The organism is Bacillus hominis (genome assembly GCF_030348325.1).
Lineage (GTDB): Bacteria > Bacillota > Bacilli > Bacillales > Bacillaceae_G > Bacillus_A > Bacillus_A hominis.
This window is the reverse complement of sequence record NZ_JAUCFS010000005.1, coordinates 4,871,463-4,884,584: the sequence shown is the minus strand read 5'-3', so window position 1 is coordinate 4,884,584 and position 13,122 is coordinate 4,871,463. Positions and strand designations below refer to the sequence as shown.

Genomic DNA, 13,122 nt, shown 5'->3' with positions numbered 1-13,122 from the left:
TTTCGAAAATAGATGAAGATTGGTGGTCAGAGCTGAACGAGCCACCTGCACTTTTAAATATATTATCTAGCTCCAGTGGCTAGAATCTCCGGTCATTTCGCTCTCTCACTCGAAGCAAAGAGCGCTTCAAGGTCGAGAGCTGAAAGTGTCCTGCGATTCTGAACAAGCCACCTGCGCTTTTAAATTGTATCCAGTTCCGGCGGCTAGCTCTTCGTGTCTAAGAACCTCCGCTACTCAAGGTAAAAAGCACCTTTTGTGCGAGAGAACCTTAGCCAGTCAGAGCTGAACAAGCCGCCTCCACTTTTAAATATAATTTGCGTTTTTTTGATTAAGTACCATATACTATTTGTATTAGATACTAGGATGTAGAGGTGAATGGTGTGTTAGATCGTTTGCAAGCTGTAGAAGATCGTTATGAGAAGTTAAATGAATTGTTAAGTGACCCAGAGGTTATTAGCGATACAAATAAGCTTCGTGAGTATTCAAAAGAGCAATCTGATATGCAAGAAACGGTAGAGGTGTACCGTGAGTATAAGGATGTTCGTGAGCAATTACGAGATGCAAAAGCAATGTTAGAAGATAAGTTAGACGCTGATATGCGTGACATGGTAAAAGAAGAGGTTTCTGAATTAGAAGGACAAGAGAAAACATTATCAGAACGTCTGAAAATTTTACTTGTTCCAAAAGACCCTAATGATGATAAAAACGTTATCGTTGAGGTTCGTGGTGCTGCTGGTGGTGACGAGGCAGCTTTATTTGCTGGTGATTTATATCGTATGTATAGCCGTTATGCTGAGGTACAAGGTTGGAAAACTGAAATTATCGAAGCGAGCTATACAGAGTTAGGTGGATATAAAGAGATTATCTTTATGATTAACGGTAAAGGTGCTTTCGCGAAGCTGAAATTCGAGAATGGTGCTCACCGTGTACAACGTGTTCCTGAAACGGAATCTGGTGGACGTATTCATACATCTACAGCAACTGTAGCTGTATTACCAGAGGCAGAAGAAGTAGAAATTAATATTCATGAAAAAGATGTTCGTGTTGATACATTTGCTTCTAGTGGTCCTGGTGGACAAAGTGTTAATACAACGATGTCAGCGGTACGTTTAACACATTTACCGACTGGTGTAGTTGTATCTTGTCAGGATGAGAAATCACAAATTAAGAATAAAGAAAAAGCGATGAAAGTATTACGCGCACGTGTTTATGATAAGTTTAGACAAGAAGCGCAAGCTGAGTATGATCAAAACCGTAAACAAGCTGTTGGTACGGGAGATCGTTCAGAGCGTATTCGTACGTATAATTTCCCGCAAAACCGTGTTACAGACCATCGAATCGGTTTAACGATTCAAAAGCTAGATCAAATCCTACAAGGTAAGTTAGATGATTTCATCAATGCCTTAGTGATGGAAGATCAGGCGCAAAAGATGGAGGCAGCTGAGTAATGCGTGTCTATGAAGCCCTGAAATGGGCTTCTTCTTTTTTACAGGAAAATGGACGAGATGAAAATGCGGGAGAAATTGTCCTTTGTCATGTATTAAAGACGAACAGAACCGGAATGCTCATGAATATGCGTGAAGAAATAACTGCGGAACAAGAGAAAAGTTTTGCGGAATTTATCCACAAGCACGTAGAAGGTACTCCGATCCAATATATGCTCGGTTATGAAATGTTTTATGGCCGATCATTCTTTGTAAATGAAGAGGTATTGATACCAAGACCGGAAACAGAGGAACTTATAGTTGGAGTGCTAGAGAGAATTGAGCGCCATTTCGGTAATGAGGAGCTTCACATAGCGGATATTGGAACAGGTAGTGGAGCGATTTCTATTACGCTCGCTTTAGAAAATAAAAATCTTCATGTGTATACAGTAGATATCGCACAGGAGTCGATTGAAGTTGCAAAAGAAAATGCAAAAACTTTAGGGGCGGATGTGACTTTCTATCACGGTGATTTACTGTCTCCGTTTTATGAAACGGGTCAGAAGTTAGATGTTGTTGTTTCCAATCCTCCGTACATACCAGAGGAAGATTGGCGTGGTCTTTCTACTGTTGTGAAAGAGCATGAGCCGAAAAGGGCGCTTGTTGGCGGCGAAGATGGACTAGATTTCTATCGTCGTTTTATGGAGGAATTGCCGAATGTATTACAGAAAAAGGCGATTGTGGCGTTTGAAATTGGTGTAGGGCAAGGTGAAGATGTGAAAGCATTATTACAGCAAACTTTCCCGCGAGCTCAAGTTGATGTTGTATTTGATATTAATGGAAAAGATCGTATGGTATTTGCAGAGATAGAGTAAGGCATAAGCCTTACTCTATTTTTTGTATAAAAAATTCGTAACTACTCCGCCATACATAGCCAGTCCCTCTCGACCATTTAAAAAAATGCTTTTCTGTCGGTTTTTCATAGAGTGGCTGAGTAGTTAAAAAAATTCATATAGATTTTGAATTTAATAGTTTAGAAAGAAGTAACTCTGTCTACACTGTTTCTAGAGGGGACGGTGGAGGAAATGAAAAAACAAGTTATTGCTTATTTTCTTTTATTATTAATTGGTGCACAGTTACTTGTGCAGTTTGGATATATGAAAGCTGATGCAAAAGGGCCTTCAGTTATTCCGAAAGAGGCCGTTCGATTACGTATTTTAGCTAATAGTGATTCCGATAAAGATCAGGCATTAAAACGTAAAGTACGTGATGAAGTGAAAGCGCAAATCGATGGATGGGTAGCGGATTTAACGTCATTCGAAGAAGCTCGAAAAGTAATTCAAAATCATATTCCTGAAATTGAAAAGACAGTGGCGAAGACGCTGAAAAGAGAAGGAAGTAAAGAGGCGTTTCAAGTGAAATTCGGTAAGAATGTGAAGTTTCCTACAAAGGTATATGGGAATTTTATTTATCCGGCAGGAGAATATGAAGCAGTACTGATTACAATTGGAGAAGGAGAAGGGGCGAACTGGTGGTGTGTATTATTTCCACCGATGTGTTTCTTAGATTTTTCGAGCGGTACAGCTGTAAGGAAAGAAGAACATGTTGTGAAAGCTGAATCTCCTGAAGAGGAAGTTCCAAAGGAAAAAGAGGCTGAAATAAAAGAAACGAAAATAGTAAAACAGGAGGTAACGAAAAAAGTAACAGCCCAGGAAAAGAAAGTAGTAAAACATGAAACGCAAGTAGAAGAACAGCCTGTAAAAAAAGTAGAAACAAAAACTGTGGAAAAAGTGGAAAAACCTGTGGAGCAAAAACAAGAAAAGAAAAATGAGTATGTAAAAGTAGAAGAGGAAGAAGAAAAACCAGAGGTTAAATTATTTATCGTCGAAGCTTTTGCATCTTTATTCTCTAAATAGTACTATTAATAAATCCCTCCTCATATATATATAAACGAGGAGGGATTTACTATGAAGAACGTGTATTTTGCTACGAAAGCAGATGTAGAAAGATTGCATTCTTTTTTCGGACAAGCTAATAAAAAAGATGATAAAATAAATGAGTTGTACGCACAATTTATGATCTTGGAAGAGGCGGGAGAAATACGAGCGGTAATTGGATATGAACAAAGTGGAGAAAATGCACTTATTCGTTCTTGTTTATTCACACCTAATGTGGATAAACAGACTTTCTTATATTTTTTTGAAATGTTTTTGCAGTATATGAAAGAAAAAGATATTCGACAATTGTACTTACTCACAAATCATCCACAATCTGTGACAATCTTTCAGTTTTTTGACTTTGTCATTATAGAGAAAGAGAAAGTTCCAGAGGGAATTCGACAGTTAGAACACTTTTGTAAAAATATAAAAGAGCTAAATGCAATAATACTAAATTGTCAGCTATTCACAAAGTTATCCACGGATTAACAAGGTTTATCCACATTTTGTGGATAAACCTTGTTTGTCTTTTGGATAAATCTCATAGTAAACTAAAAATAGACAAGTATTTCATGGTAGAAAAGGACGTGTAAAAAAATGCATACAAATATGTGGGTTGTGGATAATGTTGTGGAAAGAAAAAAATATTATCCACAATTAAAAGAAGCAGCGAGATTATTAAGAGAAAATGAAGCGGTGGCCTTCCCGACGGAAACGGTATATGGGTTAGGAGCAAACGCAATGGATGATGAAGCGATAGCGAAAATTTTTAAAGCGAAAGGGAGACCGAGCGATAATCCCCTGATTGTCCACATAGGAACAAAATCTCAGTTAGATGGTATTGTAAGAGAAATTCCACCGGTTGCAGAAAAGTTAATGGAGCATTTTTGGCCGGGACCATTAACAATCATTTTACCGAGAAAGGAAGGGATTTCAGAGAGGGTTACGGCAGGGCTTAATACAGTCGGAGTGAGGATGCCAGATCATCCAGTAGCGCTCGCTCTTATTGAAGAGGCAAACGTGCCTGTTGCGGCACCGAGTGCGAATCGTTCAGGACGCCCAAGTCCAACGTTAGCTTCTCATGTGTATGAAGATTTAAATGGAAAAATTGCTGGTATTGTTGATGGCGGGGCAACAGGAGTAGGCGTTGAATCAACTGTAATTGATTGTACGAGCGAGGTTCCGACGATTTTACGTCCAGGTGGGATTACGAAGGAGCAATTAGAAGAAGTGATAGGAAATGTTTCTTTAGATCCAGCTTTAAAGGATGAGAAAGAAAAACCGAAATCACCTGGAATGAAATATACACATTATGCACCGAAAGCGCCACTTAGTATTGTTGAAGGGTCACGAGAGTTTATTCAGCTTATTGTGGATGAGAAAAAGAAAGAAGGGCTTAAAGTAGGTGTATTAACGACAGAAGAGTATCAGCATGTGTATAGTGCAGATGTTGTATTGTCTTGTGGTGTGCGAAGCGATTTAGCCAGCGTTGCGACTAAGTTATATGATGTGCTTAGAACGTTTGATGCAAGTGAAGTAGATGTTATTTTTAGTGAATCATTCCCGAATGAAGGGATAGGAAATGCAATTATGAATCGTTTAACAAAAGCTGCGGGACATCATATTATCACTGAATGATAATGTACCTTTAGTGAACAGAATATTTCTCCTCGGATAAGCATATTGTGAAGTAGCACGTCCGAGGGGGGATATGAATGACACTTGAACAATTAATACCTTTAATAATTATGGCATTCGCCCTGGGGATGGATGCATTTTCAGTAAGCCTCGGTATGGGGATGGTAACATTAAAATTAAGACAAATCCTTTATATCGGTATGACAATTGGGATATTTCATATTATTATGCCGTTTATCGGAATGGTACTAGGACGCTTTCTATCAGAGAGGTATGGGGATATCGCGAATTTTGCAGGAGCCATTTTATTAATTGGGCTAGGGTTCTATATCGTATATTCGTCTATTTTAGAAGGTGAAGAGACTAGAATTGCTCCAATTGGAATTAGTTTATTTGTATTTGCATTTGGTGTTAGTATAGATAGTTTTTCAGTAGGTCTGAGTCTTGGAATTTACGGAGCAGAGACAATTATTACTATATTAATGTTTGGACTAATAAGCATGTTACTAGCGTGGATTGGTTTATTGCTTGGTAGGCATGCGAAAAATATGCTTGGTACATACGGTGAAATAGTAGGTGGTATTATTCTTGTTGGATTTGGATTATATCTCCTTTTTCCTATATAATTTTATGTAAGGATAAATTGCTGAAAATGGTATGTAACATTTTTAACATTTTTCCCAAGGTGGTTACACCGACTTATCGTTTCGGGCGTTATTTTACAAATTGCGGTTCTCGGCTGGATTAAATTGATTCGTGAATGATGAGATATTTCCTTTTTGTATATAGTTTCGTTTGCACTATATTCATTTAAATGAAAAAATCATTATATAGAAAGGATGAGATGAATGACGAGAGTAAAACAAGTTTTTGGTATTATTATTAGTTTTTTTGTTTTTTGGTTTAGTATGCTCGGTGTACAAATGTTTGCTGAGTTTTTAGATATCGAGTCATTAAAATTTGTTGCGGGAAAAACTGAGGCAGCGCGTACGTTTTATTCACCGTATCCGTTTTTAATTGTTTTTCTTATTACGTTACTTTCTTTATATTTCTTTGTGATAAAGCTTGGTAAACCTAAAAAAGAGAAATTCCCGGCTTTAGAGGAAAAAAAGGAAGAATTATAAAAAAAAATCCCCCGCTTTTTAGCGGGGGATTTTATGTTTGGGTGATGGAAGCGGCAAGAATGATCGGTGGTTTCGCGTCTTCCTCCCATTCTGAACGAGCCGCTTCCGCCTTTAAATAGGCCTCACTAATTCAAATTGTTCTCCTAGTTTTGCGTAGTTGTGTCCTGCTAGGCGACTTATTGGTTTTAGTTCTTCGGCGTGAATTCGGCCGTTTTCGTATAAGTGTTCTGCGACGTGGAAGCGAACGACGCGGCCAATTAGTAGATCACAAGCTGGTGAGTCTTCGGTTCCGCCGAGCGGGATAGCACGTTCTAATACGCATTCCATTCGAATGTTTGCTTCTTTCACCCCTGGGACTGAAATGACATCACTGTCGATCGGTGTTAGTTTTGCTAATTCGATTTCACTTTCATTAGGAGGTAGGTTGGCTGCTGTTTCATTGATCGCTTCTACGTAAGATTCATCAGAAATATGTACGACAAATTCTCCTTTTTCGATTGCGTTTCGTGAAGTGTCTTTCGGTTTTCCTTCTTTTCGTTGTACTGAAACCGAGATAAGTGGTGGATTGGCAGCGACGATATTGAAATAACTATATGGCGCACCATTCAATACACCATCTTTAGTTACAGAAGTAACGAATGCAACAGGACGTGGAATGATACTTCCTGTTAGTAATTTGTAATTATCTTTTTCGGTTTGTTCGTTTGGATTAATGGATAACATGTTGTAATCCCCTTTCTAAATATGAATACTTATTGTTTGTTTACAAGATATCAATGGGAATCTCCTGCTGAAAATAATATTTTTTTGATGATGTAAAAAAGAGATTACTTCAATTTGAAGTAATCTCTTTTTTGGTAAATATCTCGAAATGGAGATAAATATTAAAGTAAAACGTAAGCGCCAGGGCCGATTAAAGCTACACCAACTGCAACAGCGATTAGCATTAAATTATACTCAAATCCGTTTTGCGTTACCCAGTAACCATTTTTTCCGTGAACTGTGAAGATGGCTACTAACATTGTGCCTACGATAAATAATGAACCAACTACAGTGAAAATACCTGATGCGAATAAGAAACCACCTAATAGTTCAGTTGCACCCGCCATAAATGCCATAAAGACACCAGGGCGTAAACCGATTGATTCCATCCAGCCACCTGTTCCCTTTAAGCCGTATCCACCGAACCAACCGAATAATTTTTGAGCACCATGACCCATGAATGTAATTCCTATAATAAGACGAATAATAAGAAGACCGAAATCCATCATTTTTAAAAACCTCCTAAAAGTTATTAACTTACCTTATGTAAGTAATAATAAAATAGTTACTTACTTTAGTCAAGTGGTTTTTGAAAAAAATTCGAAATAAATTTTACAACTTAACAACAAAAAATAAAATGCAGTAAAGACCTCTAGACAAGTAAGTGAAAAAAAGAGAAAATATAAGTAGAAGTTAACTTCTCATTGTTATTCAGACAATCAGAATTGACTGGAATTTTGTGAGGCGCTACAATAAGAGTCTAGTAGTAATGACATGATTTATTTCGAAAGCGTTTTTACAGTATAACATTCGAAGTATGAAGTCTTACGTGTGTTTCGATCTTGAATAGAGATTGCCCTATAAACTTTTAGGTAAATTATAAGGAGGACTATCCTATGTTTAAAAAATTATTCGGTTTTGGTTCAAAAACAAATGAAGAAACAATCGTAGCTCCATTAACTGGAGCAGTGAAAAATATTGAAGAAGTACCAGATCCAGTATTCGCTGGTCGTATGATGGGTGACGGTGTTGCAATCGATCCTACTGAAGGTGTAGTTGTATCTCCAGTTGACGGTGAAATCGTACAATTATTCCACACGAAACATGCTATTGGAATTAAAGCGAAAAACGGTACAGAAATTTTAATCCACGTTGGATTAGAAACTGTAAAAATGGAAGGTGAAGGTTTCGAAGCTCACGTTTCTGAAGGACAAGCTGTAAAAGCTGGAGATAAATTAATCTCATTCGACTTAGAATTAATTCGTGAAAAAGCGAAAAGTACAATTACTCCAATCGTTATTACAAACACAGATGCAGCTGAGTCTATTAAGACAACTGTAGGTGTAACAGCTACAAAAGGTTCAACCGAAGTAATGAAAGTTACAATGAAATAATTATTGTATGAAAGGAATCTGTTTCGTATGAAATGGATTCCTTATTTTGTTTTGTAGTGTTTTCATTATGTATGGTAAAATACTTTGGGCACTTGGAAATAGGGTTTCACATATATGTGGATAAGGCGCATTTTTCTTAGAAAAAATATAAGAGAAATGCGCCTTTCGTATATTCACATTTCTTTTGTTCTATTCTAATGTACGCTATGATAAAGTGAAACTTTAATCAGTGGAGGTGGGGGTCTTACTGCCCACAAATAGCGGGATAAATGTTAGGAAACAGAAAAAAAGGGGTGGGTTTAGATGAAACGAGTGTTATTTGTTTGCACTGGAAATACATGCCGTAGTCCGATGGCTGAGGCTTTGCTTCGTCATTATGGAGAAGGTAAATTTGAAGTGCAATCTGCTGGTGTTTTCGCCTATCCTGGAAGCGATGCATCGGTACATGCAAAAGAAGCTTTAGCTGAAAAAGGAATTGCAATCAATCATGCCGCGCAGCAAGTAAACGAAACTATGGTTGATTGGGCGGATATTGTAGTAACAATGACGGAAAACCATAAGCAAATTGTACTTGGGCATTATCCGAGTGTTGAAAAGAAATTGGATACATTATATGGATTAACTGAGGGTGTAAGTAAGGATATTTCAGATCCATTTGGCGGATCACTTTCTATTTATAAAGAAACGTTAGAAGAGATGGAAAAACTTGTACAAACTTTATTGAAAAAACATTCAGAAGGTTGATGTTTCGTGTATAATACGATATTGGAGATCACTTCGTTCCATTAAAGGTAGCGAGTGTGAAATGAAGATAATTGTTTGAAACTTTGGAGGGGTAAAAATGAAAGTAGTAGTAGCATCTGATCACGGCGGTATGAATATCCGTAAAGAACTTGTAAGCTTATTAGAAGAGTTAAATATTGAATATATTGATTTAGGTTGTGAATGTGAAGCTGGTTCTGTTGATTACCCTGATTTTGCGTTTCCAGCAGCAGAAATGGTCGCGAATGGTGAAGTGGATCGTGGCATTTTAGTTTGTGGGACAGGCATTGGTATGTCAATCGCAGCAAACAAAGTAAATGGTATTCGTTGTGCATTAGTTCATGATACTTTCAGTGCGAAAGCGACGAGAGAGCATAATGACACTAACATGTTAGCAATGGGCGAGCGTGTAATTGGAGCTGGTCTAGCGCGTGATATCGCAAAAATTTGGCTAACAACTGACTATGAAGGTGGCCGTCACGAAAACCGCGTAGGAAAAATTAAAACGTACGAAACAAAGTAATAGATTCTAACTATAAGTAGTATGAAATATAATTTGGTGAACCAACCTGCGAAAGGAAGAGGCGTAATGACAGAAATCGTAAAGGTAAGAGAACAGCTGCAAATATCGCTTTCTGATTTCCAAGAACAAGCCACGCTGCAAAGTGGCCAAATTTTTGTAGTGGGGTGTAGCACGAGCGAAGTGCTAGGTGAAAGAATTGGAACATCAGGAACGATGGAAGTGGCAGAGGCGATTTTTTCTGAATTAAAACAATTTCAAGAACGAACAGGTATCGAATTGGCGTTTCAATGTTGTGAGCATTTAAATCGTGCTTTAGTAGTTGAGAGAGATGTAGCGATGAAATATCAATTTGAAATTGTAACAGTTACGCCTGTTAGATCGGCAGGTGGTGCATTAGCGACGTATGCGTATCACAATTTTAAAGATCCGGTGGTAATTGAGTTTATTAAAGCAGATGCAGGAATGGATATTGGCGATACATTTATCGGTATGCATTTAAAGCATGTAGCTGTACCGGTTCGTACAAGTGTGAAGGAAATAGGAAGTGCGCATGTAACGATGGCGAAAACACGTGGGAAACTAATAGGTGGAGCGCGTGCTGTTTATGCGGCAAATGAAGAAGCTATTCCTTGCCGTTAAACATGAAAAATTATAAAGTCGTATAACAGCTTTATATCGAAAGATAAAAGGTATGTAGTCTGACTTTATAATAGAAGAAAGAAAAGACCAATTTCGGTCTTTTTTTTTCTTTTATGATATAGAAAGTCATGTTAGAATGTAGTTGAAAACATGAAGGTTCGAAAGAATTACAACCTGAATTTTCGTTTTTTCTGAATAAATGAGAAAAAACTATTGGGAATCGATGTAATTCGTTCAGAAAAGGGGGATTTTGGTGGATCATTTAAAACGTCAAGATGAAAAGGTATTTGCTGCAATTGAGGCAGAACTAGGAAGACAGCGTTCAAAGATTGAGTTAATTGCTTCGGAAAACTTCGTAAGTGAAGCAGTAATGGAGGCGCAAGGTTCTGTTTTAACGAATAAGTATGCTGAAGGATATCCTGGAAAACGTTACTATGGTGGTTGTGAACACGTAGACGTAGTGGAAGATATCGCACGTGATCGCGCGAAAGAAATTTTTGGCGCAGAGCATGTAAATGTTCAACCACATTCTGGTGCACAAGCGAACATGGCAGTATACTTCACGATTTTAGAGCAAGGCGATACAGTACTTGGTATGAATTTATCTCATGGTGGTCACTTAACACACGGAAGCCCTGTTAACTTCAGTGGAGTACAATATAATTTCGTAGAATATGGCGTGGATGCTGAATCTCACCGTATTAATTACGATGATGTATTAGCAAAAGCGAAAGAACATAAACCAAAATTAATCGTTGCAGGTGCAAGTGCATATCCTCGTGTTATCGATTTCAAACGATTCCGTGAGATTGCAGATGAAGTGGGTGCATACTTTATGGTTGATATGGCACATATCGCTGGTTTAGTAGCTGCTGGTTTACATCCAAACCCAGTACCACATGCACATTTCGTTACAACGACAACACATAAAACATTGCGTGGTCCACGTGGTGGTATGATTTTATGTGAAGAGCAATTTGCAAAACAAATTGATAAATCAATCTTCCCTGGTATCCAAGGTGGTCCACTTATGCACGTAATTGCTGCAAAAGCTGTTGCATTTGGTGAGACACTACAAGATGAGTTTAAAACATATGCACAAAATATCATTAATAATGCGAATCGCTTAGCTGAAGGCCTTCAAAAAGAAGGACTTACACTTGTTTCTGGTGGAACAGACAATCACTTAATCTTGATTGATGTTCGTAACTTAGAAATTACAGGTAAAGTAGCAGAGCACGTATTAGATGAAGTTGGTATTACAGTGAACAAAAATACAATTCCATTTGAAACAGCAAGCCCATTTGTAACAAGCGGCGTGCGTATCGGTACGGCAGCTGTAACATCTCGTGGTTTCGGTTTAGAAGACATGGATGAAATTGCGGCACTTATTGCTTATACATTAAAAAATCATGAGAATGAAGTTGCATTAGAAGAAGCACGTAAGCGTGTAGAAGCGTTAACGAGCAAATTCCCAATGTATACAAATCTATAATAGATTGAAAAAGACTGCTGAAACGTAATTGTTTTAGTAGTCTTTTTTTGGACATATATTGTTTTTAAAGTATGTATACAAATGATGAATAAATTTTGGCGATATAATGAAGGATACACCTCCCATAATTGGTAAAGATACTAGATAGATTCATCACAAAATCATGATTTTGCCAAATTTGCCCTTGAATATTAGTAGCGTTTTCTTTACAATCGTAAATAGTGTAAAAAAGCGTGTAAACGCATGAATATCATCTAAAGGAGAGATTCACATGGGAAAACTGTATGTATTTGATCACCCGTTAATTCAACATAAGATTACATATATTCGCGATAAGAATACAGGTACGAAAGATTTTCGTGAATTAGTGGACGAAGTAGCAAGCTTAATGGCTTTCGAAATTACTCGCGACCTTCCACTTAAAGACATTGAAATTGAAACGCCTGTAAGCAAAGCGACAACAAAAGTGATCGCTGGTAAAAAACTTGGTTTAATTCCAATTTTACGTGCAGGTTTAGGAATGGTTGATGGAATTCTGAAATTAATTCCAGCAGCAAAGGTAGGACACGTTGGTTTATACCGTGACCCTGAAACATTGCAACCGGTAGAATACTATGTGAAACTTCCAACGGATGTAGAAGAGCGTGACTTTATCGTACTAGATCCAATGCTAGCAACAGGTGGTTCTGCAGCTGAAGCAATTAATTCTCTGAAAAAGCGCGGTGCAAAACAAATTAAATTAATGTGTATCGTAGCTGCTCCAGAAGGAGTAAAAGTAGTGCAAGAAGAGCATCCTGATGTTGATATTTATGTAGCGGCATTAGATGAGAAGCTAAATGACCATGGTTATGTAGTTCCAGGTCTTGGTGATGCTGGTGACCGTTTATTCGGAACGAAGTAAGACAAAAGACGAGAGGGGAGTCCCCGCTCGTCTTTTTTTTTCGCCCTGAGCGTGCGGGGGGAGGGGGAGGGGGAGATAAATATACAGGGTGTATACAACATAAGTTGCATACACATCACATATAATATAGAAGTCTTACGTCTTGGGAACACTATATTATGGAAGGAAAGCGCTATATCTTAAAAATATAATAGTGACAAACTTGTGAACATTTTCTTCTATTATAAAGAGAAAACTGTTAGAAATTGCATATCTCTAACCAGTATTTAGAAGGGGAACGTTTTCATTTTTGGGAGGAAATGCCTAATACTCAAATTTTTTGATTTTTTACGATTTCTCGTTGACACTGTTAATACCCTATTGTATGCTAACAACGGGGATAGATGGTAGGGCTTTCAGTGACAAAAATACATCTATTCCGTGACGAAAATGTAAACTTTTTATTTTGTATAGAATTTATGCAGAAAAATGAGTTATTATTAACACATCGTGAATGAGGGTTACATATTGGAGGGATGAATCC

Annotated in this window: 16 protein-coding genes; 14 read left to right on the top strand and 2 right to left on the bottom strand. The window is 37.6% G+C overall.

Features of this window, described 5'->3' with window-relative positions; genetic code table 11:
* Positions 1-380: 380 nt before the first annotated feature.
* The 7 genes from prfA (at position 381) to QUF93_RS27980 (ending at position 6,123) form a co-directional block, all read left to right on the top strand.
* Positions 381-1,448: a peptide chain release factor 1 gene (gene prfA / locus QUF93_RS28010; protein ID WP_002174366.1), complete on the top strand. Its 1,068-nt coding sequence runs from the start codon at positions 381-383 to the stop codon at positions 1,446-1,448.
* Positions 1,448-2,299: a peptide chain release factor N(5)-glutamine methyltransferase gene (prmC, locus tag QUF93_RS28005; RefSeq protein ID WP_289360862.1), complete on the top strand. Its 852-nt coding sequence runs from the start codon at positions 1,448-1,450 to the stop codon at positions 2,297-2,299. Before prfA ends, prmC begins: the two co-directional genes overlap by 1 nt.
* A 201-nt stretch (positions 2,300-2,500) precedes the next feature.
* A complete protein-coding gene (gene spoIIR / locus QUF93_RS28000) occupies positions 2,501-3,340 on the top strand; it encodes a stage II sporulation protein R (RefSeq protein ID WP_289360861.1) in 840 nt (279 codons plus the stop codon).
* Between the two features lie 51 nt (positions 3,341-3,391).
* A complete protein-coding gene (locus QUF93_RS27995) occupies positions 3,392-3,850 on the top strand; it encodes a GNAT family N-acetyltransferase (protein WP_098776018.1) in 459 nt (152 codons plus the stop codon).
* Positions 3,851-3,958: 108 nt separating this feature from the next.
* Positions 3,959-4,999, top strand: coding sequence for an L-threonylcarbamoyladenylate synthase (locus tag QUF93_RS27990; RefSeq protein ID WP_289360860.1), 1,041 nt, complete (start codon positions 3,959-3,961; stop codon positions 4,997-4,999).
* Positions 5,000-5,076: 77 nt separating this feature from the next.
* Entirely contained in the window at positions 5,077-5,625 is a 549-nt protein-coding gene (locus QUF93_RS27985; RefSeq protein WP_289360859.1) for a manganese efflux pump MntP, read from the top strand.
* A gap of 222 nt (positions 5,626-5,847) precedes the next feature.
* On the top strand, positions 5,848-6,123 hold the full coding sequence (locus QUF93_RS27980; protein ID WP_002123780.1) for a DUF3935 domain-containing protein: 276 nt from the start codon (positions 5,848-5,850) through the stop codon (positions 6,121-6,123).
* 111 nt (positions 6,124-6,234) lie between these two features.
* On the opposite strand, the gene QUF93_RS27975 is transcribed toward QUF93_RS27980, so the two are convergent.
* Complete coding sequence (locus tag QUF93_RS27975; RefSeq protein ID WP_016106716.1) at positions 6,235-6,846, bottom strand: flavin reductase family protein; 612 nt, start codon at positions 6,844-6,846, stop codon at positions 6,235-6,237.
* Between the two features lie 161 nt (positions 6,847-7,007).
* Positions 7,008-7,394: a DoxX family protein gene (locus tag QUF93_RS27970; protein ID WP_289360858.1), complete on the bottom strand. Its 387-nt coding sequence runs from the start codon at positions 7,392-7,394 to the stop codon at positions 7,008-7,010.
* A gap of 387 nt (positions 7,395-7,781) precedes the next feature.
* Here QUF93_RS27970 and QUF93_RS27965 point away from each other — a divergent pair, with 387 nt between their 5' ends.
* The 7 genes from QUF93_RS27965 to QUF93_RS27935 all read left to right on the top strand — a co-directional run bounded on the left by QUF93_RS27965 (position 7,782) and on the right by QUF93_RS27935 (position 13,096).
* Positions 7,782-8,279: a PTS sugar transporter subunit IIA gene (locus tag QUF93_RS27965; protein ID WP_002016294.1), complete on the top strand. Its 498-nt coding sequence runs from the start codon at positions 7,782-7,784 to the stop codon at positions 8,277-8,279.
* A gap of 303 nt (positions 8,280-8,582) precedes the next feature.
* Complete coding sequence (locus tag QUF93_RS27960; RefSeq protein WP_289360857.1) at positions 8,583-9,023, top strand: low molecular weight protein arginine phosphatase; 441 nt, start codon at positions 8,583-8,585, stop codon at positions 9,021-9,023.
* Positions 9,024-9,120: 97 nt separating this feature from the next.
* Positions 9,121-9,564: a ribose 5-phosphate isomerase B gene (gene rpiB / locus QUF93_RS27955; protein WP_000869917.1), complete on the top strand. Its 444-nt coding sequence runs from the start codon at positions 9,121-9,123 to the stop codon at positions 9,562-9,564.
* Between the two features lie 66 nt (positions 9,565-9,630).
* Positions 9,631-10,203, top strand: coding sequence for a TIGR01440 family protein (locus tag QUF93_RS27950; RefSeq protein WP_002123786.1), 573 nt, complete (start codon positions 9,631-9,633; stop codon positions 10,201-10,203).
* 253 nt (positions 10,204-10,456) lie between these two features.
* Positions 10,457-11,698, top strand: a complete 1,242-nt coding sequence (gene glyA, locus QUF93_RS27945) for a serine hydroxymethyltransferase (RefSeq protein ID WP_289360856.1) — start codon at positions 10,457-10,459, stop codon at positions 11,696-11,698.
* Positions 11,699-11,969: 271 nt separating this feature from the next.
* Positions 11,970-12,599: a uracil phosphoribosyltransferase gene (gene upp / locus QUF93_RS27940; protein WP_000517536.1), complete on the top strand. Its 630-nt coding sequence runs from the start codon at positions 11,970-11,972 to the stop codon at positions 12,597-12,599.
* 383 nt (positions 12,600-12,982) lie between these two features.
* Positions 12,983-13,096 carry a DUF4024 domain-containing protein gene (locus tag QUF93_RS27935; protein WP_033712414.1) on the top strand — a complete coding sequence of 38 codons (114 nt, stop codon included), beginning with the start codon at positions 12,983-12,985 and terminating at the stop codon, positions 13,094-13,096.
* Positions 13,097-13,122 lie beyond the last annotated feature (26 nt).

Excerpts from the sequence above, each read along its gene's own strand:
- QUF93_RS27980 (WP_002123780.1), top strand. The coding sequence starts at position 5,848 with ATGACGAGAGTAAAACAAGTTTTTGGTATTATTATTAGTTTTTTTGTT.
- QUF93_RS27975 (WP_016106716.1), bottom strand. The coding sequence starts at position 6,846 with ATGTTATCCATTAATCCAAACGAACAAACCGAAAAAGATAATTACAAA.
- QUF93_RS27995 (WP_098776018.1), top strand. The coding sequence starts at position 3,392 with ATGAAGAACGTGTATTTTGCTACGAAAGCAGATGTAGAAAGATTGCAT.
- QUF93_RS27960 (WP_289360857.1), top strand. The coding sequence starts at position 8,583 with ATGAAACGAGTGTTATTTGTTTGCACTGGAAATACATGCCGTAGTCCG.
- rpiB (WP_000869917.1), top strand. The coding sequence starts at position 9,121 with ATGAAAGTAGTAGTAGCATCTGATCACGGCGGTATGAATATCCGTAAA.
- QUF93_RS27990 (WP_289360860.1), top strand. The coding sequence starts at position 3,959 with ATGCATACAAATATGTGGGTTGTGGATAATGTTGTGGAAAGAAAAAAA.
- QUF93_RS27965 (WP_002016294.1), top strand. The coding sequence starts at position 7,782 with ATGTTTAAAAAATTATTCGGTTTTGGTTCAAAAACAAATGAAGAAACA.
- upp (WP_000517536.1), top strand. The coding sequence starts at position 11,970 with ATGGGAAAACTGTATGTATTTGATCACCCGTTAATTCAACATAAGATT.
- QUF93_RS27950 (WP_002123786.1), top strand. The coding sequence starts at position 9,631 with ATGACAGAAATCGTAAAGGTAAGAGAACAGCTGCAAATATCGCTTTCT.
- QUF93_RS27985 (WP_289360859.1), top strand. The coding sequence starts at position 5,077 with ATGACACTTGAACAATTAATACCTTTAATAATTATGGCATTCGCCCTG.
- QUF93_RS27970 (WP_289360858.1), bottom strand. The coding sequence starts at position 7,394 with ATGATGGATTTCGGTCTTCTTATTATTCGTCTTATTATAGGAATTACA.
- prmC (WP_289360862.1), top strand. The coding sequence starts at position 1,448 with ATGCGTGTCTATGAAGCCCTGAAATGGGCTTCTTCTTTTTTACAGGAA.
- QUF93_RS27935 (WP_033712414.1), top strand. The coding sequence starts at position 12,983 with ATGGTAGGGCTTTCAGTGACAAAAATACATCTATTCCGTGACGAAAAT.